Source organism: Bradyrhizobium algeriense (assembly GCF_003062295.1).
GTDB classification, from domain to species: domain Bacteria; phylum Pseudomonadota; class Alphaproteobacteria; order Rhizobiales; family Xanthobacteraceae; genus Bradyrhizobium; species Bradyrhizobium algeriense.
Genome location: NZ_PYCN01000002.1, coordinates 713600 through 737685 on the forward strand (window position 1 = coordinate 713600; position 24086 = coordinate 737685).

The window sequence follows — 24086 nt, forward strand, 5'->3', positions numbered from 1 at the left end:
AATCATCGGACGTTGTTTGATTTTTTCGAAAATCGGCCCTAGTGTGCGGACTGCAACCCATGACGTGTTGCGGACAGCGACCCAGGACGACGCGGATGCGCGACAGGCTCAAGCCAGCAGGAGAAACGCGCGCGGCGGACGTGCTGCACCGGATGCGCACTGACATCATCAGCTGCACGCTGAAGCCCGGCGCCAAGCTTCGGTTCGAAGCGCTGCGCGAGATGTACGCCGTCAGCTTCTCTACGCTGCGGGAGGCACTCTCGCGTCTCGTGGCCGAAGGCCTCGTGGTCGCGGAGGACCAGCGCGGCTTTGTGGTCGCGCCGGTCTCGATTGACGACCTGAATGACCTCACCTACGTCCGCGTGCTCGTCGAGCGTGAATGCATCGGGCTTGCCGTCAAGCATGGTAACGACGATTGGGAAGCCGATATCATCGGCGCTTTCCACCGGATGGACCGCCTCCAGAACCGCCTCGGCCCCAACTACTATCTTTCCGGCGAGTGGGATAAACTTCACGGCGACTTTCATTTTGCGCTCGTCGTCGCCTGCGGCTCGCCCAACCTGCTGGAGATCCGCCAGAAGCTGTTCGAACGCGCGCACCGCTACCGGCGCATGTCGTCGCAGTTCCGGCCAAAGTGGCGCGCCAAGGATGTCGAACACAAGATGATCATGGATTCGGCGATCGCGCGGAATACGGCAAAGGCTCAGGAACTCATCGAGCGCCACATCCGCGAGACGACCAAAAACGTCATCAAGCACGCCGGTCATCTCTTTGTCGCACAAGACGAGGACCGTCGCAGCCGGGCTGATCACGTCGCCGCGGAATAATCCAACCGAAGCGCTCCCGTCTCTTGCCGTAACCGGCAGGCCGAAAACAAAATGCATCAAGGACGAGATGCATCGACCTTCTTCCACGTCTGATCGGGATCGAACCACGTCATGAGCCCGGCCAGCGACGGCGTGTAGTTTCCCAGATCCTTCTGATAGACGGTGCCGGAATGATTCACGAGGAAGGTCATCACGCCTGAATTGCCGTACTCCGCGGGATAGGCGAGCAGCGCAAATCCCCCGATCATCTTGCCCTTGACGACGTAATTGAGCACTCCGCCGGGGGCGTTCGGCCCTTGCCGCGTCAGAATGCGATAATAGTAGCCGTGGTACGGCGCACGTCTCGCCCCCGCTCTATAACCCTCTTCAGAGGCCTGGGCGACGAGCGCGCCAAGCGGGCTCGCATCACCATCCGACGCCGGCCAATAGAGGCCGTCCTTCTTGCCGGAGGAACTGACGATCCGCCGCGCATAGACGCCGGGACCCGCACCGGTGCGGTCCTTCGCCGCATATTCGTTCTGCGCATCGACATAAGCGAGGCAGGTCTGAATCGCGTCGAGTTCGTTGCGCCCAATGCGCCGGTACAGGACTTCAAGCCGGCCGGCGGCCGTATCGAACTTCCAGCTGGATTCCTGACGGATGAGCGGAATCGGGAGCGGGAAGTCGTCGGCTCCCACCACCAGAAAAGCCTTGTCACCTTCGACGGTCACATTGTGCTTGGCGTCGTAGGCTCCCACGAACCGTTCCCGGGCTTCGCGGTCCGCTACTTCATCGCCGGAGAACACGATCTCCACGCCATCCCGGCCGAGCACCTTGAGGATATCTTTCGGCGTGCCGGATTTGATGGCGGTCGCGAGTGCTGTGGCGGCCTCCTCCGGTGTCTTGAAGGCTTGCTGGGCATTGGCGAAAGAAAAACCAAGCAACAGAGTGGCTGCCGCCAGGAGCATGACGGCACCTTTCCGACAGCTTTGTGCCAAACGAAGCTTCGTCATCGTCACATCCTCGCGCGTAGGCGGATCTGCCCGCCGGCTGCAAGCCAATCCTTGTAGGTGAGGAACTTGAGCCCGAGCCTGTCGTAGTGAACCCGGAGATAACCATCGCCGCCGCGCGTCACCGCGCCCGGCATGACGGTCTGCACCTCCTGCGCCATGACGCCGACATAGGCCTTGTCGCTGCCGAGATAGCTGAAGCGGTAATAGCCGAGGCCGTTGTCCAGATGCCCGAGCAGCACGACGTCGTGTTTGACCGCGATATCGGAACGCCGGCCACCACCACCGCCGCGGCCTCCACCGCCGCCAAACCCTCCGCCGCCGCGTCCACCGCCGGCAAACGCCGCGCCGCCGCCACCGCGGAAGCCACCACCGCCCATGCTTGCACGCGACATGCCCGCGCTGGCAAAACTTGCCTGGCCACGTGCCGACTGAACATTGGCCGCCCTGCCCGACGATACGTTCCTGATCGCCGTATCGCGCCCGCCTCTGTTTCCTGCGCCGGCAGCACGGCTGCGATCGGCTGTCCTGGCGCGATCACCGCCTTTTGCACGATCACCCGCCTTGGCGCGATCACCTCCTTTGGCGCGATCAACCGCCCCCGGCCGATCGGCGCCTGCGCGATCGCCGGCACGATCACCCGCGCCGGGGCGATCCTTTCCGGCGTCGAGCACTTTCTGGCCGTCGCGGCCGCGAAAATCCATCCGATCGGCGGCGCCGGCCCGCAGGTTGTTGTTGCCGAATTTCTGCGCAACGCCGGCGTTGTTGTATCGGACTCCCTGGCGGTGCGCCGGATTGTGCTGCCAGTTGTTTCCAATGTTGGTCGTCCTGTTGTAGTGATTGACGTAGAGGTTGCGGTTACCCCAGTTGAAGCCGCCGCCCCAGTAATTGCCCCAGCGTCCGATCGCCCAGCCGGCACCAAATGCCAGCCCTGCGGCAACCACGCCGGCACCTATGTAGGATGGATAGCCGAAATAATACGGCGGATATTCTGCATAGGGCCAGTCACCATAAACCGTCGCGGGATCGTAGTAGGGAACGTAGACCGTATCGGCCTGGGCTTGCTCGATGACGATCACCTCCTTGTTCTCCTGCTGCTGAACGCTGACCTTCTGCTGCTTGTTGGTGACGAGCTTGTTGCGCGCCTGCGCCTTTGCGCGCAGCCGCTGTACGGCGTCCATCACGTCGGCCTGCTGCGCCAACACGGCATCGCCGAGATTCTTGGTCCAGTCGATCTTGTCGCTCATCGTCGCGAGGACATCGGGTGTAGCGGCCAGCGCCTTGACGCTGTCGTCCCATGCCTGCTTGTCGACCGCTGCCTTGAGCGCATCGCCTTTCAGGTTCTTGTTGGCTTTCACCCAGCGGTCGGCCTGCACGGCCTCCAGGGGATAGGTCGAGGCCGCCAGCACATTGGCGAGCAGTTCATCGGGGTAAAGCGCGATCGGCGCGACCAGCGCATCGAGCTGCTCGGGTTTCAGCAAGGTCTGCTCAGGCTCCGGCGGTTTGCTATCGCTCGTCTGCGCCGTCGCAATGCCGGGCCAAGCGATCATGATGGCTAATACCAGCAGCAATTTCCTGCAACGCAGCATGGTCTTCTCCATTGCCAAACGGGGCAAGCGAACGGCCGAAACGGCACCGGACCTTTGATCAAGATCAAAGGTCCGGGTTCGACGCGAATTGCGTGAGCGGGTTCGGGGCGGCCGTGCCTGATCAAGCCATCGCCTTGTCGCCGGGCCGCGCGGCCAGCAGCGTCCGCCGATCATGGACGAGGCTCTGAAGGCGGTGCGCGGCGACGTTGAGGGTCGTGACATCAAGCGCGTTTTCGTCCCCTTCCGCTGCCTTCACGCGCTGCATCTGAAGGACCCTGTCAATCTCACGCTCGATTTCCGACAGCTCCGGCTCGGCCTCTGCCGATCTGATGCGGCGGCCGAGGGCATAGAGTGAATCCAGCGCGTGTTCGCGCTTTCGGGGTTCGCCGTCGCGGAGAAACTTCCACGCCGCCGCCGCCACCGAGATCAGTGCGCCGAATATCATCGGGGCCAGAAAGATGGCGTTTCCCCATTGGTCCAGAAAACTCTCCTGCGTGCCGTTGTAGAAGGCGGCAGCACCGGGATGGACCGGCAGATAAGCATCGGGATCGGTACTGGGCGCGGTGATCTGCGCCAGCATCGGCAATTCGCCGAGCAGGTCCCTGCGCGCCTTCATCAATGCTTCCGCCAATGCGCCGGCCTGATCGTTGTCGAGCTGCTTGCCGGCAACCACATAGAACGAAACCCTGAGCGTGGTCAGATCGTCACTGGGAATCGGAGGCGAGCCCCGCAGTGTTCCTTTCGGAACATCGAAGCTTTCATAGGCGCGGTGTTTCTCGGCAATGGCGCCGGCCGCATCGATAGGGATCAGAACCGGCGCGGTCTTCGGGTTTTGCAGAAAGAAGCCTCGCAGCAGTGCGACGTATTTCTCAGCCAGGGGAACGACAATCAGAAGTGCGCGCACCTCCTTGGCTTCGAGAACGCGTCGCGTCTCCGCGGGCGCGAGGTTGCGGAACGATACATTGGCGCGGCCAAGATCGTACTCCTCCGTCAGGGCACTGACGACCTTCCGGTTCATTTCACCCCCGACCACACCGACGGTGACGCGCTTCAAGCCGGCGATGTCTGTTATTTGGGATCCCGGGGGTGCAACAAGCAATACGACCGCGCGTGCAAGGACAATAATGGCCTGCGCCCGCGACAGGTCGCCGACATCGCCGCGCACGACGGCGAGATCGGTTTTGTTCGACGAAAACATGTCGGCCGCCTCAAGCGCGCTGGTCGTCTCCACCAGCTTGAGGCGTACCGGCGCATTCGCGGCAGTGAGCCGGCTTGCCAGCGCCGACATCAGCTTCGTGGCCTCGCCGTCGAGCGATCCGACAGCTACGGTCAGCGTCGTCGGGCGAACATACCAACGGTAAGCGAACAGACCTGCCCCCGCCGCCAGAACGACGACGCCTGCGACAAGGGCCATCCGAAGCCATGACGGCATTCTGATCGAATCCATACGGCCTCACTGTTCACGGCATCTGTCAGTGGCCGCTCAGCACCAGCGTCTTGATCGGCAGCAGCAGAGCCTGGATTCGCAGTAACAGCGCGTGAACGAGGCCAACCGCATCGACCGCGTGCAAGCCGAAACTCTTAGCCGTGCTCAGTTTGCCGGACGAGATCAGCTCGTGATTGCTGGTGTAGGCGTTGACAATGCAACTGCTTCCCGCCGTCACGCCCTCGAGCCCGCCCTTGTGGAGCGGCTCCAGGAACACGAGGATCGTGCCCGGTCTTGCGATATTCTGCGCTTCAATCAGCTGCTCTCCGCCACGGAACTGACCTGCCGCGATAACGCCGGTGACGACCATCAGGCAAGCGACGATGCCGTATCTCAGTTCGAACCAGACGGAAAAGAAGGTAATCTCCTTGCCGATACGCTTGCCCTGGACATAGCGGCGATACAGGTAGTCCGGCAGGATGGTGAGCATGGAGCAGATGATCAGCTCAAGCATGGCCGTGCACCTCCTTCTTCGGCGCGCGTGGTTTCGGCTCTTCCTTCGCCGCGGGCGCCGGAGCGTGGCCCGCTTCGCCAGCGACAACATCGTCCGACGAAGTGCCCGCGATCTTCTCGACCGAGCCTGCGATGCTGCGCAATGGCGTGCTGAAGTCCGGCAGGTCGATCATCGCAAGCAACAGGGCTCCGATCCAGAACAGGTGCACATGGGTGAACAGCGCCAGGAGCCCCAGGACAGCGACGATCTCGAACTGCAACTTCTGCGACTTGTGCGCCATCCGCTCGGGCAGCGAGTGCAGTTGCAGATAGAGGTTGCCAGCCGACAGGACGGCGACAATCAGGAAGACACCCATCACGACCATCCAGACGTCCGTCTCGCCAGGCGCCGTGATGAAACCGGGCAAATGGTGCGGGGCCAGTGGATGAAGCTGATCGCTCAAATGTTCCTCCACGTCTTCTCAGGTTCCACCAACACTGATCGGCAGCCGCGCCCGACCCTTGATATGAATCAATCCGCCCCGGCGCCCGGCCTGCCCGTCGACGGCAATAATGATCAGATCGGACAACGGTGGTAGCTGATCGCCATGTCCTCGATGCCCGGAAAGATCCGCGATATCTTGTTCGGCTCGAGCATCTTGAGGCTGAACTGGACGTTGGAAAGCATGATGTCGGTCGTGCAGCCCGCGATGATGTTCACGGTGTCGCCATCCTCCTTCCTGCTCTTGATCTTGCAGCGGGCAAATTTGCCCCTGAGACGATCGGCTTCCACGATGAAGCCGCCTCCGTGCTGATCCGACAGTGCGGTAAACTCGATCTGCTTCGCGCGTCCCCTCCTGACGAACACGTTGGAGCATTCGTCCGCACTGCTGGCCCATGCCCCGGAGAGATCGACGGCGCCGGCCTGCCTCGGACCATTCAGACCCGCAACCATTGCGGCGGCGACCGCGAACTGAAGTAACCGCTTCATGCCATCTCCTCGCTCGGCCGGGCGCTGCCGAAAATTGAAGTCGCGCGGCGTCGCAAACGCTTGATTTGGATCAAAGGGGCGGTCTCGGCGCTGACGCTAGCTATCGGCTCAGGCGCGACGGTCATTGAGGAAGGATCAGCCATGCCCGAGAAAATCGACGAACTGCTGCCCACGGCAAGGGAAATCCAGAAGCAAGCCGCCCTCCAGGAAGCTGAACGGGCCGAACAATATGCCCGCCGAACTGCCGCGGCCGAATCTGAAAAGCACAAGCTGATCGAAAAACTGAGCAAGCCGTCGGGCCTGACCGAAGACGAAAAGGTCAAGCTTGCCTCGACCGTCATCCAGCGCGCGGTACGAAATGGGCTGAGCGAGGTTCAGGTCTATCGGTTCCCCCACACGCTTTGCACCGACAACGGCCGCGCCATCAATCAACAGGAGCCGGGCTGGGAAAAGACGCTAACGGGAATAGCGCAGGAAATCTTTCAGCTCTGGTCCGACTATCTGAAACCGCGCGGCTACCGCATCCGCTATCAGATCGTCGATTTTCCCGGAGGTGTGCCGGGCGACATCAGCATTACGATCGCCTGGGGCGAGTAATCGCGATCCGGCGAGCCGAGGCGCTCGACAGGCGCCTCGACGCGAGTTCATTTTCGCAAACTCATCGCATGGCGATCGTCACCCCGCCCATGGCGGCCGACAATTCCACGCCAACCTTTGGACCGCTGAGCTGCAGGATGACGCCGTTGGCATTCCGCAACTGCACGCCGCCGGCTCCGGCCGCAAGCGCGCCACCGGCGCCGACCACGGCGTATGACCCGGCAATGTCACCGGGACCCCTCAGGTTCAATGCCCTGCCGACCAGCTTGGTGGTCGATGCGCCAACGGTGAAGCCGATGCTGGCTCCCGAAACCGTAAATGGATAGTTTTTGCCGCGGAATGTCAGCACACCCTCGCCACCGCCGACGCCGATGATGAACCCGCCTTTGGTGAAGACCACCCTCACCGTTCCGATTTCCGCCGATGCCGGCGTCGCAACGACCGCCGAAGTCAGCAATCCTAACAGCGCCACCACTACCGATCGCCTGTGATGCAACATCATCATTATTCACTCATGGAGGGAATTTAAGTCCGGGCGGTTGTGCCCCGGACCCGACATTGGCGACTTGGCTAGTGCTCCTGACGGCCCTCAGGCTCCGTCATCGTGAGACGCGCCCATACCAGATGAGGCCGTGACCCGCGGGCTCCATTGATCCAGATCAACGGCACGGGGTTCCGTCAGGCAGCACCGTCGGTCCTGATGCTGCTGGATCTCGGCATGAGGCGTAGTGTTCGCGACGGCGACAATCTACGCTGCCCTGGCCGCTAATTTTTCGATCGGCTCGATCAGCGACTTCGCCCGGAATGGCTTTGTAAGATAGGCAATGCAGCCGGAGTCGATTGCGGCCGTGCGGACCGTGGGACTGTCGTTGGCGGTAATGTAAATAACCGGCAGTGAAATCCCCGCCGCTCTGAGACGGTACCTCAGTTCAATTCCAGATTCGTTGTTCAGATCGATGTCGAGAACCACGCAACATGCCGCCTCGAAATCGTCGTGATTCTGGAACTCCTCGGCGGACGAAAACGCGACGCTGTCGTAACCGTGTTCGCGTAGCAGCCGCTTTAGCCCTTTGAGCATTCCAGGGTCATCATCGACGACAAAGACGACATTCCGATTTCCCAAGATCGCTATCCCTGATCGCGCCTTGAACGTCCTTCCAGGAGACGATCTGAAACCTGTCAGCGTCCGCCGAAGCCGATCAGGTCGTGGTTTCCCCGACTCACCACACTATTTTGGTAAGCCCCGAGTCCCGCATTTACTATTGTCCCATGGGACAATGCGAACTCAAATCCTGTTGACGACTTCTCAATTGGTCTGTCCGTTGCCCGACAGATCTCTCAAAATTCCGGCCCGCTCGGCAAGGGAGACCAATTCGGCAAGAGACTGCACTTGCAGCTTCTCCATCACTCTGTGGCGATGCGCCTTGATCGTGCGTTCGGTCGTGCCCAATACGTTGGCGACCTGCTTGTTGGTCTTGCCGCGAATGACGAGTTCGAAGACTTCGCGTTCGCGCGGTGTCAACTTCGCAATATGAGCGCGCACGACGTCGAGCTGGGTTCTCTGGCCGCGCATTACCTCGTGGTGAGCCAGGGCCCGCTCAACTGCGGCAAGAAGTTCCTCCGACGATACCGGCTTGGTGAGAACATCTTCTGCGCCCGCCTTGATGGCCCGCACCGTGGTCTGGACATCCGCATAGCCCGTGAGAAACACGATCGGCAAGATCGAGCCGATTTCGCTCAAACGCCCCTGCAGCTCCGGACCGCTCAATCCCGGTATTCGCACGTCGAGCAAAATGCAGGCCAATTCATTTTCGCTCGGCAGACTGTCGAGCAAATGCTGGGCCGACGGATAAGTCGCGACCTCGTAACCGGCCTTCTTCAAACGACGTTCGATAGCCGTCCGGAAGGACGCGTCATCGTCAACAATATGCACATACCCCGGCAATGGATCCCCCTATGATAAGGCTAACGGCAGAGACAAACGAAACACCGCGCCACCTTCCTTCTGATTTTCCGCCCAGATCCGCCCGTTATGCGCCTGTACGATGGTGCGCGAGATCGACAGGCCAATTCCCATTCCTTGCTGCTTGGTGGTGAAGAATGGATCAAAGACCTCGTTCAACTTCTCGGTCGGAATCCCGGGACCGGAATCCGAAATCGAAACAACTGCGGACGACCCACCGTTCATCTCGGTCCGCCCAATCACGGTCCGCCCATTTGGTATCGCAGCCATCGCATCCATGCTGTTCACAACCAGGTTCATGATGACCTGCTGAAGCTGAACCTGATCGCCCTTCACCTGAAGCGGCTCTCTCGAGGGCTCGAAATACAGCGCAACTTTTCGCACCGATGCCTGAACCGACAGGAAATCGAATACCTTGCGCACGGTATCGTTGAGGTCGACAGCCTTGTCCTCGAACGGCGTCCTTCTCAAGAAGCTGCGCATGCGATGAATGACCTCGCTGGCGCGAATATCATCCCGCCTGATGTCGGCAAGGATTTCCTTGACCTCGCTTAAGTTCGGCGCCGGAGAACTCAATATCAGTTCTGCCGTCTCGGCATTGGTCAAAATTGTACCGAGGGGCTGATTCAGCTCGTGCGCGATCGTGGAAGTCAGCTCCCCGGCTGTCGCCTGACGATTCGCGTGGGCCAGCTCGGCCAGGCGATTCCGGGATTCGCGTTCAGCAATGGCTCGCCCATGCCGCTCGTGCAGCAAAATCGAAATCAGCCCGGCCTGTATCAACAGCGCAGCCGCAACAGAAAGGGACTGCCAGCGATACTTCTCCCACACATTTGGCTCGCGAAAACGAATTTCGCTTCCGGGAGGCAAATCAGACCCGCTGACCCCCCATCGCTGCATCTGCAGCCAATTGAAGATCGGCTTCACCGCTTGCGACATCGTTACAGGAATACTCGACGCCGGTTCTCCGTGCAAAATCCGCGACGCCAGCTTTGCGGCGTCAGCGCCAACCAGACCGGGAACGACGACAGAGCCCCCGATGCTGCCCAGTGCAACAAGCGGTTCCGCCGCAACGATAATTGGCCGATTCGCCTTCTCCGCAACCAGCTCAAACGCTTTGGCAGGCGAATAGTAGGTACCCTCACCATCGGAATACATTGCGGAATAGATGATGGCGCTGCGCGCGGGGAGCGCTTCGACCCTCCTGCGCACTTCCGCCATCGTCGCGCCCACGAGATCAATGACATTCAATCCAGCGGTGGCCTTGGGTATCTCAAGGCCCCAGCTCCCGAATATGTTCTGGCGGTCCCAATGATCGCCAACGAAGACGACGGTTTCGAGATCAGGCACCACCGCTCGCGCGACCCCGATTGAATCGGCGAGTCGTGTCTTGAGAGTGCTGCCCGTTATATCGTTCGGTAATTTCAGCCGGGCGTAGTCGATCTCATCGACCATCCCAAACACGACAGGAATTCCCGGCCATAATTCATCCCTCCAGCGCTGCACAAGCTCCAGGGCCCCGGCGCCCATCGTGACGATAACGCCGATATCCTTGTCTCGATATTTCTCGCTGAAGTGACGGCGCAGACTTTCGTCGTAGGCATCGCCATCAAAACGGCTGAGATCGAGACTTTCGGAGAACAGCGTGGTGTGAGCGCTGGCACCGCCGTCGATCCCGGCGCGGAGCCCGGAGAATACCTGAAGGAAAAACGGCCCCGTAGATTGGGATTGGTCCAGAACAAGTATCGATCGCGAACGCAACTCCTGCGCCGTCACCGGGAGAGGGGTGAGGACGACAGCTACGCTCATCAACAACGCACTGATCCAGTCGCCCATGGCATCAGAACCGAGGTTAGGCGATGAAGATTTTCCCCACCATCGCCAATGAAACAAAAAATTGAGACGTTGGCCGGGACAGCTGGTACGTCCTATAAAAATTTCTTACTGTTCTACTGTAATATTGGCCTTCCGGTCATTGTCCCAGAGGCCAATGACCCTCGATACAATAGCCTTCCCTGCACGCTCTGGTTTAACACAATTCCGGGAGCGGCCAGCCACGCATAGACACTTGGCAACGCAGGCCCCTCCGGGATGCGAACAAATTGTCTCAAACAGGGAGAGATCCATGTTTGTCAACGTCAATGCTCATCCCGGAAGCAGGCCGAGGACTCTGGGACAACTCGGCGAGCTTTCACGGGCAAGGGTAATCCTCAGCGAATTCAAGTACAACAAGGGCACAGAAATCTTTGGAGAGGCGGAACCTGCCGATTATATCTACCAGGTCGCAGACGGTGCGGTTCGCACCCACAAGCTTCTCTCCGACGGCCGCCGCCAGATCGGCGCGTTCCACCTCGCCGGCGACATTTTTGGGCTGGAGAACGGTTTAACCCATCGATTTACCGCGGAAGCGATCGTCGATACGACAGTACGGCTGATGAAACGATGCAGCCTGGAGCACGTTGCGGAAACAGACGCGATGGTGGCGCTCGATCTCCTGAATATGACCACGAGCAATCTCCGGCATGCAGAGGACCATATGCTGCTCTTGGGGCGCAAGACGTCGCTGGAACGCGTCGCCGCATTCCTGCGCGAGATGGACCTCCGCTTGACGGCCGCCGGCGTGATGGCCCTTCCCATGTCCCGTCGCGATATCGCCGACTATCTCGGCCTGACGCTCGAAACGGTGTCCCGGGCGCTGTCACATCTTCACGGCATGGGCATTCTCGGCTTTCTCGGCCAGACCCAGCGGCAAATCGTACTGCTGGACCGGGGACGGCTGGCGGAGCTGGACCTATAGCGCGGAGCTGGATCGCGACTTCGCTTCCGGGAAGCCCGCCGAACCATGCGCCAAAGTATCCGGCGTAGAGAGCGGGCGATTCGAGATTCATCGAATGTCCAATGCCCGGCACCGTGATTAGCCGGCAATCCGGCATGGCTGCTGCCATGGTCTTGAGATCGGCAGGAGCTATCCAGCCATCCTTCTCGCCCCACAGCACCAGGTGCGGATGCCAGATCTCCGCCATGCGCCGTTCCAGGTCACCGCTCTCCCGCTCCAGATTGAGGTTGAACGGCGTCCCGAGCCAGACGCCCTCGGACACACCGAATGTCTGCTCCAGGATGCGTTCGTAGAACGCCTGGATCTCAGCGAGGCCCTCGCGAAAGCGCGGCACGGTATTTGGCGCAAGGCTCTCGGGGACGAACAGCGAGGCCGCGGCGGTGGCCATGACCGCACGCGTCAGCTCCCGGCTCCTCATCATCTTGCGAAACAGATCGGTCTACTCGGCATTGAAGGCCATGCCCAGCGGCGTAACCGGATCCAGCGCGAACACCCTGCCAAAGCGTTCGGGCTGCTTGAGCAACATGCGCGCGGCCTACTTGTTCAGGCCGGCGGTCGGCGTTGGCGCAACACCGACAGTGGTCTCGCTTGAAGGGCCATTGACCAGACGGTCGATGGCAACAGGCGAGTTGACTCCGACCTGCTGCCGCTTCGCAACGAAGTGAGCACGGCCATCGAGAGCCGCCACGAGCGGTACGCAAGCTATGGGACGATATGCTGTCCTCGATTAGCATAGAACGCCGCAAGGACCGATAGACGGCGATCCCGGCAATGGCATCGATTCCAGAAGCGGAAGCCTTGATACAGATCAAAGCTTCATGCCGGCTTCGTTCCACCTTCGGGCACGCGCCTGCAAGCGCAAGCGATTCGGAGTCTCCGATGAAAGCCGTCTCCGTGGAAGAAGCGGTCGCCAGGATCCCCAACGGCTCAACCGTGATGGTCGGTGGGTTCATGGGGGTCGGAACGCCGGAGCGTCTGCTGGACGAACTGGTCAGGCAAAGGAAATCCGAACTCTCCATCATCAGCAATGACGCCGCGTTCCCCGGCAAGGGCGTCGGGAAACTGTTCGATGCGGCGCTGGTCTCGACGCTGACCACAAGCCACATTGGGCTCAATCCGAACGTACAAAAGCAGATGATGGCCAACCAGGTCGCCGTCAACCTGGTGCCTCAGGGCACCTTCGTCGAGCGCATTCGGGCCGGCGGCTGCGGCCTGGGAGGCGTGCTGACGCCGACGGGCGTCGGCACCATGGTCGAGGAAGGCAAACGAAGGATCGAGGTCGACGGCAAGAGCTTCCTGCTCGAGACGGCGCTCCGCTCGGACTTTGCGCTGATCCATGCATTTCTGGCGGATTACCTTGGCAACCTCGCCTACGCGTTGACCGCACGGAACTTCAATCCTGTCATGGCAATGGCGGCCGATACCGTCATCGTCACCGCGGAGAACATCGTTCCCGTCGGCGTCATCGCGCCCGACCATGTCGTAACGCCCGCGCCGCTCGTCGATTACCTGATCGCCAACGGGTGACCCATGGATGCTCAATCGATCATCGCGCGACGGGTGGCACGCGAACTCCGAGCAGGTAACCTCGTCAATCTCGGCATCGGAATTCCGACACTGGTCGCAAACTTCGTTCCGTCCGAACTCAAGGTATTTTTTCAGTCGGAAAACGGATTGATCGGCACAGGACCCATGCCGGAGCAAGGCATGGCTCACCCCCACCTTACCGATGCCGGCGGACGGCCGATCACCGCCCTGCCCGGCGCCTGCGTCTTCGACAGCGCGATGTCGTTCGGATTGATCCGTGGTGGTCACGTGGATATAACGGTCCTCGGCGGCCTGCAGGTCGACGCCGAAGGACACCTCGCCAACTGGATGATCCCCGGCAAGATGGTGCCGGGGATGGGCGGCGCGATGGATCTGGTGACCGGGGCAAAGCGCGTCATCGTCGCCATGCAGCACGCCGCCAAAGGAAAATCGAAGATCGTGCAGAAATGCGCACTGCCGCTGACTTCTTCCCGGCCGGTCGACCTGGTCGTCACCGATATGGCGGTGATCGGCTTCACTGCCGGACGGATAACGCTTCAGGAGACCGCGCCGGGCGTCACCATCGCCGAGGTCATGGCGGTAACGGAAGCGGACTTGTTCATCCCTGCCAACGTTCCCCAAATGAAAATCTGATCCGACAAGCTTAGGCACGAGGACCAGCAATGCGCATCTTCAGCGACTTCAGCGAGTTCAAGGCGGCGGTCGGCACCGAGGTCGGAGCCAGCGAATGGATTGACGTAACCCAGGAACGCATCAATCTCTTTGCGCAGGCGACCTGCGACGATCAATGGATCCATGTCGACCGGGAGCGGGCAAGTAAGGAGCTTCCGGGCGGCGTCACCATCGCCCACGGCCTGCTGTCGCTCAGCCTTGCCCCGATGTTCATTCGTTCCGTGATGGGGCTCAAAGGACTGCGCAACACGTTGAACTATGGCGCGGACCGGATCCGCTATCTCTCCCCTGTCCCGGCCGGCTCACGGATCAGAGGCCGCACCAGCATCGCCGAAGTGGAAGACGTCCCGCCCGATGGCTTGAGGGTCAACTACCACATGGTGATCGAAATCGAAGGCGGCCAGCGTCCTGCGTGCGTCGCCGAGTTGATCGCGCTCCACCACCGCTGAACGCGATGCCGGAGACGCTCCGGCTGGCAGATCCATCGGAATCATCGGATGAAGAAGCACACTTGGTATGTGACCTTCGAACTCCCATGGCGAGGCACAGCGGTCCGCAGCCGGCGCTCCCGGTCGACCCAAACGTTTGAAACCGAAATGGAAGCGAGGAATTTTGCACGTGCGAAATTCGACGAGGGATTGGTCGTGACCGCCGGAACAATCATTCCTCATTTGCCGAGACGCGCGATCCCATCGGGAAACATTCCGTCATGGCTTGACGAAGGACAGCAACAAGACAGCGGCAACGCGGCGGAAAGCGCTGACCCGCAGTCTAGGAAGATCGAATAAACCGCAGCCTCAAAGTACGCGCGGAACTCTTGCGGCGCATAGCCGTGCCCGCCATATGCACGATAATCAACAAAGCAATATGAGTGCTCACCAATTGCTCTTGGGTGTTGCCATTTTGGCACGAGCATTTTGTCTAAAGTACGTAGGATTCAGTTGCAAGTTGGAATCAATGCAACGCCTGCAACACCCGTTGGTGGGGACAATTTAAAGCCAACGGAAATGGAGAGGAAAAAATGAAAAGTTTTCTGCTGGCTACCGTTGGTCTTGTAGCATTGGTCGGCATCGCCGCCCCCGCATCCGCTGCGGACATGGCAGTCAAGGCACGGCCACCCGCGCCGGTCGTAGCTCCGATCTACGACTGGACCGGCTTCTACATCGGCGCCAACGGCGGCTGGGGTACGAGCCGCAAGTGCTGGGACTTCGTGACGCCGGCCGGCACGTTCGTCACGGCCGAGGGTTGCCATGACGCAGACGGCGGCACCGTCGGCGGTCAGCTCGGCTATCGCTGGCAGGCCGGCACCTGGGTGTTCGGCATTGAAGGCCAGGGCAACTGGGCCGACTTCCAGGGCAGCAATGAGAGCCTGTTTTTCCCCGGCCTCCGCAACGAATCGCGCATCGATGCGTTCGGCCTGATCACGGGCCAGGTCGGTTACGCCGCCAACAACGTTCTGTTCTACGTCAAGGGCGGTGCGGCCGTTACGGCGGATCGTTTCCGCGTCTTTGATATTCCCACGGGCCTCGTAGTAGCCACCACTGGCGACGACACCCGTTGGGGTGCCGTGGTCGGCGCGGGCATCGAATTCGGCTTCGCTCCCAACTGGTCGGTCGGCGTCGAGTACAATCACCTGTTCATGCAGGACCGCACCCACACCTTCGTCGACCCGACCGGCGCCTTCGTCGGCAACGACCGCATCACTCAGGACGTCGATATCGTCACCGCTCGCATCAACTACCGCTTCGGCGGTTTCGGGGCGCCTGTCGCGGCTCGCTACTGATCAAGGGTTTGTCTCCAGCAAGTCGAGCCTTGGCCCCGGCACAGTGCCGGGGTTTTTTTGTGTGTGCCGAGTATGAACGACAGCTTGGAGGTGGAAGTCCTCTATCCAGCCTGACGACGGCGAAGGTTAGCGAAGCGCAAGGGCGTCATCGCGAGGTGGGGTCTGAAGACAGCGCGGAGCAAAACCGCGGTCCGATGGACAAGGCCCGCAGCTCTGACGAGACGCTTAGGCCGCTCTGCATCCCGAAGTGAAAAAAGGCGATTGCCGTTGTACAATTGGTTGGCGGCAGGATTGCCAGGATGCCATCACCAGATGGTGTTGCCAAACCAGCCGAACTGCGGCTGCCGCGCGACCAGGACCGGATGTGGCGTCACGTGCCGCTTCACGATTTTGCGTGGCCGTTGCGGCTTCAATTCTCGTCTTCCCGGGTTGGACAGCTCCAGCCGCTTCCCGTCGGATGGTTGCATCAACGCAAATGCTTCGCGTTCCCTCTCCTTTATGGAAACGCCGGAGGCCGTCGCAGGGCCCTCCACGATCGCGGTCGGTGCCGGAACGATCATCGGAAGGGTGGTATCGAAAACGATGCGCTCCGGCCATTTTCGATCGGAGTGAATGCGGATGACGGGCGAATTGGCGTGCGATCTCTCAATGACCGGAAGTCCGGTCAGGCATGCGTCCAGAAGGAACACCAGAGTGAGCAGTATTCCGCCGACATAAAGGAAATATCGCGCCAGGGGCATGCGCTACTCCGCCGCGGTGCCGCACCCGCTTCGAGGTCGAACCCGGGTACGGTCGTGTCTTGGCGAGAGCCGCCTTCACCTCGACGTCGAGCAATCCGAGACATCAACGAGGTGCTATGGCGGCAAGAAAGGTCCGGTCAGCGCCGACCGACGCGATCCACCGGGCCACCGCGGTTCGTGGGCGTGCCGACACGGCCGACGCCGGGCGCCGCCACCGCACGCGCGACCGGCCGCGGTCGCAGCACGACGCCTGCCCTTACGGTGCAGCCCACGGGATAGTCGACATATTGGCAGTACACGACGGCGCTCGCCGGTTCCGTCGTTACGGTCATGAAGCCGGCAATCAGCAGTGCCGATAACGCGATCGAGAGTTTCATGTTGTTCTCCCTTAAGTCAGAGGCTCCAGATGATCCAGGAACGCACGGCACCTTCGATGCAGCCCTCTCAAGGCCAATCCGGCGCGCCATTGGAAGGCTGACCACGGCCCCCTCTGCCGGCTTGATACAGATCAAGGGCGCGAGTGCCATGCGTAGAGGCTACTTGGGCCATCCTCGCTTCGCTTGAGCTCCCTCCTCGCCGCTCGCCAGCAGCGTCGTGCGCAACACCTCAAAGATCACCGCCGTCGACCAGCCGAACAACAGGACCCCGTTCATCGCGGTCATCGGTCCAAGCAGAGACCAACGTTTGACCGGCGTCACGTCGCCGTAGCCGAGTGTCGTGTAATTCACAAAGGCGAAATACACGAGATCTGCGCCTTCCGGCGCGACGTCGACTGCCGCGTAAATCAATGACCAGACCAGTACCTCGGCGAGGTGCGCGATCATCAGGACCGTCACGGTGGCAATCATGATCGCGATCAATCGAAGCGTCTGATATGCCGTTGCCAGTTCATCCGCGCGGCGCGCCACCCTTATGACGGCCACCATCACCAGAGCATGGATGGCAATGTTGCAACCGCTTGCGGCGACGCCAACGAGAAACTGACGCAACATCAACTTCCCTCCGGAGATGGAGCGCCCTGCCGGGACCGCAATCACGACGCCGGGAAATGTTTGCGCCATGACTCTGCGTCTTAATCGATGATGTGATATCCACCATCGATATACATGACGCCGCCTGTAATCAGCTTCGCGCCGTCGAGCGCCAGGAATGCCGTCGCCGCACCGACGTCGTCGATGCTCACGAGACTCCGTGCAGGCGCGGTAGTTTGCGCCTTGTCCATCAGCTCGTCGAATTCGGGAATTCCCGAAGCTGCGCGCGTCGCCAGCGGTCCCGGCGAAATCGCGTGCACCCGGATCCCCTTGGGGCCAAGTTCGGCTGCGATATAGCGGACGGCGGCTTCGAGGCCCGCCTTCGCAACTCCCATGACGTTGTAGTTTTTGACGACCATCTGGCTGCCGTAATAGGTCATGGTGAACAGCGTTCCGCCGTTCTTCATCAGCGGCTCGGCCAGATGCGCCATCCGCATGAACGACCAGCAGGAAACGTCCATCGTCTTGAGGAAGCCGTCGCGCTCGACATCGATGACGCGCCCATGCAGCGCCTCCTTCGGAGAGAAGGCGATCGAGTGCAGCAGGAAATCGAGCTGCCCCCACTCCTTCCCGATCCGCTCGAACACCTGTTCGGTCTGTCCTTCGATATTCACATCGAGCGGCATGAAGATCTGCGCCTCGAGATCCTTTGCCAGCGGCTCGACGTGCTTCCTGGCCCGCTCGTTCAGGTAGGTGACCGCGAGTTCCGCGCCCAGGGCCCGAAACGCCTTGGCGCATCCCCATGCGATCGACTGATCGTTGGCGATACCGACGATCAGCCCCTTCCGTCCCTTCAGCGCAATCTTGGTTTCTGGAAATACCGGAATGGTCATGACGCTCTCTCGCGTTTCAGACTGGAGGATGAGTGTCGATTCCACAGCAACGACAATGTGTGCTGTGCAATCATGAGTTCTTCGTCGGTCGGCACGATGTAGACCGGAATTTTGCTGTCCCCGCGCGATATCCGAGAGCTGTGGCGAGCGTTCTCGACCGGGTCGAGAGACACCCCGAGCCATTCGAGCCGCTCCGCAATCCGTGCCCGAATGCCGACGGAATTTTCACCGATCCCTGCGGTGAAGACGAAGCCATCGAGACCTTGCAGGGCCGCAGCCAGCATTCCGGCCTGCAGCGCGACCCTGTGGACGAAATAGTCGACGGCAAACACCGCATGGGGATCGCTGCTGTTCTGAAGCTCCCGCATGTCGTTGCTGACGCCGGAAAGTCCCTTCAGCCCGCAATCGCGGTAGAGAAAATCCTGCACCTCGGCTGCTGACATGCCCTTTGCCGTCATCAGGTACAGAATGACTCCGGGATCGATCTGGCCGGTGCGCGTTCCCATCGGGAGCCCATCGAGCGCGGTGAATCCCATCGTGCTCTCCACGCTCCGTCCGCCGTGTATGGCGCACATGGAGGCGCCGCTTCCGAGATGCGCCACGATCACCCGGGCCCTGGCGATTTCGGGTGCGACGTCCGGCAGCGTCTTTGCGATGTACTCATAGGAAAGACCATGAAATCCGTAACGGCGGACTCCCTCCTCGTGCAGCCTAATGGGTATGGCGTAGTGGTCGGCGACCTCGTCGTGGTCGCGGTGAAAAGCCGTGTCGAAGCAGGCGACCTGGGGCAGCGCAGGAAATTTGGCAAGCAGGATTCGGATCGGCGCCAGGTTGTGAGGCTGATGCAACGGCGCAAGTGCCGTCAACCGCTCAAGACGCGCTATCACGCCATGGTCGATCAATACGGGGCGATCGTAGTCGGGACCGCCATGGACAACGCGATGGCCGACGGCGAGCGGCCTCAATTGATGTTCGTCCCGTAGCCAGGTGCTGGCGAGCATCAAGGCGGTCGGGACATCAGGTACGTTCTCGATCGGATAGACTCGATCCGCCAACGCCTCTCCTGCCGCGCCGGTTGCGCGCAGCCGTGGGCGGCTGCCGATCCCGTCCATCTGCCCTTTGATCTGCCGATGCAGCCCACCGTTGCCATCCACGGCAAACACCTGGAACTTGACGCTTGAGGAGCCTCCATTGACGACAAGGATGGTATCCATGGCCATCACGCTGCAATTGTCTGGGCGCGGCGCCGTCGCGCATCGGCATAGAGCGTCGCGACCGCGCAAGATGCCATGCGCGCTCTCGGTGAATCGGCGCGCGACGTCAACACGATCGGAACGCGAGCACCCAATACGATCCCGGCACTATCCGCCTTCGCGAAGTACGCCAGGTTCTTGGCCAACATGTTGCCGGCCTCGAGATCCGGCACCACCAGGATCTGCCCTCGTCCTGCAACTTCCGACTTTATGCCCTTGATCCGCGCCGCTTCCGGGTCGACTGCGTTGTCAAATGCGAGCGGCCCATCCAGCAGCCCGCCCGTGATCTGCCCGCGGTCCGCCATCTTGCAGAGCGCGGCGGCCTCGATGGTCGACGGTATCTTGGATGTAATGGTCTCGACCGCCGAGAGAATAGCGACTCGGGGAGACGTGCCGATTCCAATCTGGATATAGAGGTCAATCGCATTCTGTACGATGTCACGCTTGACATCGAGGTCCGGAAAAATATTGATCGCGGCATCGGTGATAAACACGGTCTCGCTATAAGTCGGAACATCCATGATGAAGACGTGACTGATCCGCCTCTCCGTGCGCAGCCCGGTCGCCTTCGCGGTCACGCTTCGCATCAGTTCGTCGGTGTGCAGGCTGCCTTTCATCAGCATCTCGCCCTTGGCCGCGTGAATCAGCTCGACCGCCTTTGCTGCGGCAGCCTCGCTGTGAGGCGCATCGACCAGCTCAAATGCGCTGATGTCGATACCGTGCTTGAATGCAACCGCCCTGATCTTCGCCGATGGTCCGACAAGTACGGGCTTGATGATGCCCGCCTCGGCGGCATCGGCTGAGCCGCGCAGCGAACTTTCATCGCATGGATGCACGACGATGGTTGTCGCCGGCGGGATCGCTTTAGCCGCTGCAATGAGACGATCGTATTTCGCGCCGGGTCTGGCTTCGCCCGCTTCGATGGATGCAATGCCCATATCCAACTCTCCGATCAACCCACCAACGCTTATGACGCCTTCGCCCGCGATTTTCCGGCGAGACCGAACAGTTCCGTCACGCGATCGAGCCGCTTGGCGGCTTCGCCGGATATTTCCGCGCTCGCGGACAGCACGCCCCGAATTGCCTCCAGGCCGGCACGCCGCTCGTCTTCGTCGGGCGGAAGCAATTTGGGGATGGCGGCGAGGCTCGCCGCCGGCTCAAGCAGCAGCATGAAGAATTGCTCGCGCACGACCTTCTTGAACTGCGCGAGCGTGAGACGCGAACCTGCGTCGTTGGCGCGAGCGCGCCGCAATGCCTCCAAACTCCGCTCGTCGACCATTCCTCGCGAACTTCCGACATAGAGCAGGCCGCGAATGACGCATTCTCTGAGACCGCCGCTGCCGATCTGCGATCTGAGCTCGGCGATACGCGCCTCCAGACGCTTGCGGTGTTCGGGTGACATCCGCAGCTTTGGCGAAACTTCGGCATCCGGCGTGATGCCGACGGCGGCCTGCACCACGGGCGATCCATAGATGCCGAGAAAGAGCGCTTCGCTAAATGCTTCCTGCGTGTCGCGCCACTTGTCGAGGACGTCGACGATGTTCTTCGAGACGGTCTCCTGGAACTTGACGAACGGATTGTCCTCTGCCGCCGGCTTGCGCTGCTCGCGAATCTTGTCAGCGGCCCTCGCGACGCCCTTCATGGCGGTGGTATCGCCTCCAAAGGCCTCGTAAGAGACGCGTAGCGGATGCCATTGGCGCGTCAACTCCGCCATTTGGGGCGTAACTGCCGCGCGGACCCACGGCTGCACAAACTTCCGGTAATTCGAAAGGTTGATTTCGGATACGCGGGCGGCGGTCGCAAACCGCCGTTCATCTTCGGCCGTGTTGCCGCCCATCGCCCTGATATCGTCCAGCGTGCGCCGCTCGCACCGCATGATCCACTTTCCACCGGCAAGCTCCGCATTGATTGTGTCGGCGGATTTGGCTTCGAACGTTGCCTCGTACAGTCCGGGCGGCAGCACGTCGATCAGGTCGATATTGCTCGAGAATTCGCTGTGCTCCTTCTTGGCGACGCCGCCGGAGACGAAGATGCCGAGATGCCCGACCGTCTCGTGAACGGTGTAGACGATGGTCTGCCCATACGCCCGGATCTCGTCGACATCGCTGTAGAGATCCAGAATCCAGCCCAGCGCCTGCTGCGGCGGCGTGATGTTGTCGCCCTTTGAACAGAACACCACGATCGGGGAACTGATATTCCGAAGATCAACGGTCTGGCCGTCCGATGTTTTGATGCGCCCGGCGGCGAGGTTATTGCCGACGAACAGCTCGTCGACAATGAACTGGATCTCCTCCGCATTCAAATTGACGTGCCCGCCCCACCAGCGCTCGAACTCGAGGTAACGATCCGCCTCGCTGTCGACCTTCGAATAGACGTTGTATTGCTTGGTCCAGAGCGTGTTCGAGGGGTTCATGTTCTCAAAATTCTGAACAAGCCACGCCCCGTCGAACTTGCCGCCGCCAAGGTCGCTGGTGAGCGCGGTCAGCCAGCTTCCGCCCAGTAGCCCGCCTGAGTAGCGCATCGGGTTCTTGCCGCGGACGCCGGCCCAGTAGGACAATGGCGCGCCGGCGATAATCAGCGGGCCGAACAACTCCGGCCGCAGCGAGGCCAGAATCATGACTGCCCAGCCGGCCTGGCAGTTGCCGATCACGCATGGCTTACCGTCGGCTTCCGGATGCAGGGCGATAACCTTCTCGATAAAGACGGCCTCGGCTCTCGCGATGTCCTCGATGGTCTGACCGGGCATCGGCTCGGGCAGGAAGCCGATGAAGTAGCAGGGATGGCCGGCTTTCATCGCCACGCCGATCTCGCTGTCGGCCTTGAAACCGCCGATTCCCGGCCCGTGACCCGCACGAGGATCAACCACCACGAACGGGCGGCGCTTGTTATCAATCGCCACGCCGCTCGGCGGAGCAACGCTTACCAGCGCATAGTTGACGGGGCGCGGAAGGGTTCTGCCGTCGACGATCAATTCAACTTCGTAGTTGAGGACATGAGGCGCGGTTTCAGCGATGTGTTCGCGGTATTGCAGTCCGCGCTGGCGCATGACATCGAGGAACAGAACACTGCGTTGCCCGGTATCGACCAGATATTCGAGGCCGGATGCAAAGAGCCCCCGAAGCGCTTCGCCCGAGAAGGCCGGCTTGTTGGTAGACATGCTCGATTCTCTCACTGCTTGCAGCCCTGCATCAGGATTGCGCCCGGGCGGCAGGGACCATTGATATAGGTCAAGGGAATAACGCCCGTTCGGCGCGTGCAGCCACTTCAAGATGCGCCTAAACGCCAGGCATCGTGGCGACTTCTTCGGTGCTCTGTTCGACACCAGTAGCGGCGGCATCGGCCCGCTCTTCGCGGATCCAGGCCATCATCAATTCCCAGGTCACCGCCAGAATGATGGGCCCGACAAACAGCCCGAGGATGCCATGCGCAAGCATTCCGCCCAAAACACCGATGAAGATGACAAGCATCGGCGTATTCAGCCCACGTCCCATGAGTATCGGTTTGAGGACATTGTCGGCCAACCCCACGACCAGGAGATAGACCGTCAACGGAAGCGCCAGCGCAAAGTCCTTGGTCGCCCAGATCCATATGATGACGGGAACAAGGACGATTGCAGATCCGATCTGCAGGATGGCAAGAATCAGCACAAGGAAAGCCAACACGCCCGCATGAGGCACGCCTGCAAGCTTCAATCCGATTCCGACCAGCAGTGATTGAAGGACGGCTACACCGATGACTCCCTGAGCTATCGTGCGTATCGTCAAACCGGCAAGTGCAACAAAATCCTGGCTGCGCTGGGTAACCAAGCGCGCCTGAATCCTTTTTACTGCCGCCACGAGACCTGGACCGTAATGGAACAGGAAGCCCGACAGCACCACCGACGCGACGAACTTGAGCGTTCCCAGGCCCGCGCTGCCGGCAAAGGCAAGCACCGGACCAGCCAATGGCTTCAGGTGCGGGGCGACTTCTTTAAGCGCGGCCCCGAGATTTGTGAAAGCATAGTTCCAGAGTTCGTGAATCTCGGCGCCGACGACCGGCCACTCCTTGACGCCTTCAGGAGGTGACGGAATGACCAGGGTGCCGCCGCCAAGCTGGCGAGCAAACTCTTGCAAGCCATCGATCACGCCGTATCCAAGCCATGTCACCGGTCCAATGACGATCGCAAGATTGATGACCGTGATGATCGCGGCTGCCAGCTTCGGCCGATCGCCGAGATGCACCGATAGCCAGTTGTACGGCGGGTACAGGGCCACGGTCAGAACCATGCTCCAGGCGAGCATCGGGATGAAGGGACGAACAAGAACGAACGACCAGTAAACGAGGAAGGCCAGCAGACCCAGGCGGAGCGCCAGCTGGAGGATTTCTCCTCCGGATATCGTCTGTCGAACTACCCTCTCGGCCATCGTTTCGACCTCGTTGACGCGCGCAACGACCCCGCAGCGGACCGGATGCATCCCGATTGAACTTCACCTGAACATCAGGAGCCTATCGGCGCCTGCCCAGGCGCGCGCTTGATCCA

The 24086-nt window shown here is 60.9% G+C and carries 26 protein-coding genes and 1 pseudogene; 9 read left to right on the forward strand and 18 right to left on the reverse strand.

All coding sequences use genetic code 11. The features are described 5' to 3' along the window. Positions 1–95: 95 nt before the first annotated feature. Complete coding sequence (locus C7G61_RS07390) at positions 96–827, forward strand: GntR family transcriptional regulator (protein ID WP_190241701.1); 732 nt, start codon at positions 96–98, stop codon at positions 825–827. 56 nt (positions 828–883) lie between these two features. Here the strand turns inward: C7G61_RS07390 and C7G61_RS07395 are convergent, their stop codons facing one another. The 6 genes and pseudogenes from C7G61_RS07395 to C7G61_RS07420 all read right to left on the reverse strand — a co-directional run bounded on the left by C7G61_RS07395 (position 884) and on the right by C7G61_RS07420 (position 6314). Next, positions 884–1774 carry a DUF2950 domain-containing protein gene (locus tag C7G61_RS07395; protein ID WP_244608167.1) on the reverse strand — a complete coding sequence of 297 codons (891 nt, stop codon included), beginning with the start codon at positions 1772–1774 and terminating at the stop codon, positions 884–886. Between the two features lie 47 nt (positions 1775–1821). Then, positions 1822–3405, reverse strand: coding sequence for a DUF3300 domain-containing protein (locus tag C7G61_RS07400; protein ID WP_108513406.1), 1584 nt, complete (start codon positions 3403–3405; stop codon positions 1822–1824). Positions 3406–3526: 121 nt separating this feature from the next. Further along, positions 3527–4852: a TAXI family TRAP transporter solute-binding subunit gene (locus tag C7G61_RS07405; RefSeq protein WP_108513407.1), complete on the reverse strand. Its 1326-nt coding sequence runs from the start codon at positions 4850–4852 to the stop codon at positions 3527–3529. A 25-nt stretch (positions 4853–4877) separates the two neighbouring features. Then, positions 4878–5201: pseudogene (locus tag C7G61_RS07410) on the reverse strand (HlyD family secretion protein); the annotation flags it as partial. Positions 5202–5337: 136 nt separating this feature from the next. Next, on the reverse strand, positions 5338–5787 hold the full coding sequence (locus C7G61_RS07415; protein WP_108513493.1) for a hypothetical protein: 450 nt from the start codon (positions 5785–5787) through the stop codon (positions 5338–5340). 113 nt (positions 5788–5900) lie between these two features. Then, complete coding sequence (locus tag C7G61_RS07420; protein WP_244608168.1) at positions 5901–6314, reverse strand: hypothetical protein; 414 nt, start codon at positions 6312–6314, stop codon at positions 5901–5903. 141 nt (positions 6315–6455) lie between these two features. Between C7G61_RS07420 and C7G61_RS07425 the strand changes: the two genes are divergently transcribed. Next, positions 6456–6911, forward strand: a complete 456-nt coding sequence (locus C7G61_RS07425) for a hypothetical protein (protein WP_108513495.1) — start codon at positions 6456–6458, stop codon at positions 6909–6911. A gap of 61 nt (positions 6912–6972) precedes the next feature. Here the strand turns inward: C7G61_RS07425 and C7G61_RS07430 are convergent, their stop codons facing one another. From C7G61_RS07430 to C7G61_RS07445, 4 genes are all read right to left on the reverse strand, one after another. Continuing rightward, entirely contained in the window at positions 6973–7410 is a 438-nt protein-coding gene (locus C7G61_RS07430) for a hypothetical protein (protein WP_108513496.1), read from the reverse strand. 249 nt (positions 7411–7659) lie between these two features. Then, positions 7660–8034, reverse strand: coding sequence for a response regulator transcription factor (locus tag C7G61_RS07435; protein WP_108513409.1), 375 nt, complete (start codon positions 8032–8034; stop codon positions 7660–7662). A 183-nt stretch (positions 8035–8217) separates the two neighbouring features. Further along, entirely contained in the window at positions 8218–8856 is a 639-nt protein-coding gene (locus C7G61_RS07440; RefSeq protein WP_108513410.1) for a response regulator transcription factor, read from the reverse strand. 9 nt (positions 8857–8865) lie between these two features. Beyond that, positions 8866–10707 carry a sensor histidine kinase gene (locus C7G61_RS07445; protein ID WP_108513411.1) on the reverse strand — a complete coding sequence of 614 codons (1842 nt, stop codon included), beginning with the start codon at positions 10705–10707 and terminating at the stop codon, positions 8866–8868. 289 nt (positions 10708–10996) lie between these two features. On the opposite strand from C7G61_RS07445, the gene C7G61_RS07450 reads away from it, so the two are divergent. From C7G61_RS07450 to C7G61_RS07480, 7 genes are all read left to right on the forward strand, one after another. Continuing rightward, the gene (locus C7G61_RS07450) at positions 10997–11668 is read left to right on the forward strand and encodes a helix-turn-helix domain-containing protein (protein WP_108513412.1); all 672 of its coding nucleotides are present in this window, start codon (positions 10997–10999) and stop codon (positions 11666–11668) included. Positions 11669–11876: 208 nt separating this feature from the next. Next, positions 11877–12299 (forward strand): hypothetical protein, encoded by a 423-nt coding sequence (locus C7G61_RS44520; RefSeq protein WP_190241702.1) that lies wholly within the window; start codon positions 11877–11879, stop codon positions 12297–12299. A gap of 287 nt (positions 12300–12586) precedes the next feature. After that, a complete protein-coding gene (locus C7G61_RS07460) occupies positions 12587–13234 on the forward strand; it encodes a CoA transferase subunit A (protein WP_108513497.1) in 648 nt (215 codons plus the stop codon). A 3-nt stretch (positions 13235–13237) separates the two neighbouring features. After that, on the forward strand, positions 13238–13888 hold the full coding sequence (locus C7G61_RS07465) for a 3-oxoacid CoA-transferase subunit B (protein ID WP_108513413.1): 651 nt from the start codon (positions 13238–13240) through the stop codon (positions 13886–13888). A 29-nt stretch (positions 13889–13917) separates the two neighbouring features. Continuing rightward, positions 13918–14376: a MaoC family dehydratase gene (locus C7G61_RS07470; protein WP_108513414.1), complete on the forward strand. Its 459-nt coding sequence runs from the start codon at positions 13918–13920 to the stop codon at positions 14374–14376. Positions 14377–14424: 48 nt separating this feature from the next. Beyond that, complete coding sequence (locus C7G61_RS07475) at positions 14425–14715, forward strand: hypothetical protein (protein ID WP_108513415.1); 291 nt, start codon at positions 14425–14427, stop codon at positions 14713–14715. Positions 14716–14948: 233 nt separating this feature from the next. Further along, positions 14949–15710: an outer membrane protein gene (locus tag C7G61_RS07480; protein ID WP_108513416.1), complete on the forward strand. Its 762-nt coding sequence runs from the start codon at positions 14949–14951 to the stop codon at positions 15708–15710. Positions 15711–16015: 305 nt separating this feature from the next. On the opposite strand, the gene C7G61_RS07485 is transcribed toward C7G61_RS07480, so the two are convergent. The 8 genes from C7G61_RS07485 to C7G61_RS07520 form a co-directional block, all read right to left on the reverse strand. Continuing rightward, on the reverse strand, positions 16016–16450 hold the full coding sequence (locus C7G61_RS07485; protein ID WP_108513417.1) for a hypothetical protein: 435 nt from the start codon (positions 16448–16450) through the stop codon (positions 16016–16018). Positions 16451–16587: 137 nt separating this feature from the next. After that, entirely contained in the window at positions 16588–16827 is a 240-nt protein-coding gene (locus tag C7G61_RS07490) for a hypothetical protein (protein ID WP_108513418.1), read from the reverse strand. A gap of 159 nt (positions 16828–16986) precedes the next feature. After that, a complete protein-coding gene (locus C7G61_RS07495) occupies positions 16987–17487 on the reverse strand; it encodes a potassium channel family protein (RefSeq protein ID WP_338026056.1) in 501 nt (166 codons plus the stop codon). A gap of 35 nt (positions 17488–17522) precedes the next feature. Continuing rightward, positions 17523–18314 carry an enoyl-ACP reductase FabI gene (gene fabI, locus C7G61_RS07500; protein ID WP_108513419.1) on the reverse strand — a complete coding sequence of 264 codons (792 nt, stop codon included), beginning with the start codon at positions 18312–18314 and terminating at the stop codon, positions 17523–17525. Beyond that, positions 18311–19528 (reverse strand): acetate/propionate family kinase, encoded by a 1218-nt coding sequence (locus C7G61_RS07505; protein WP_108513499.1) that lies wholly within the window; start codon positions 19526–19528, stop codon positions 18311–18313. Before C7G61_RS07505 ends, fabI begins: the two co-directional genes overlap by 4 nt. A 5-nt stretch (positions 19529–19533) precedes the next feature. Then, positions 19534–20505, reverse strand: a complete 972-nt coding sequence (locus C7G61_RS07510; protein ID WP_108513420.1) for a phosphate acetyltransferase — start codon at positions 20503–20505, stop codon at positions 19534–19536. Positions 20506–20534: 29 nt separating this feature from the next. Continuing rightward, entirely contained in the window at positions 20535–22724 is a 2190-nt protein-coding gene (locus tag C7G61_RS07515; RefSeq protein WP_108513421.1) for a DUF3141 domain-containing protein, read from the reverse strand. Positions 22725–22842: 118 nt separating this feature from the next. Beyond that, positions 22843–24021 carry an AI-2E family transporter gene (locus tag C7G61_RS07520; protein WP_244608169.1) on the reverse strand — a complete coding sequence of 393 codons (1179 nt, stop codon included), beginning with the start codon at positions 24019–24021 and terminating at the stop codon, positions 22843–22845. Between the last annotated feature and the right edge of the window lie 65 nt (positions 24022–24086).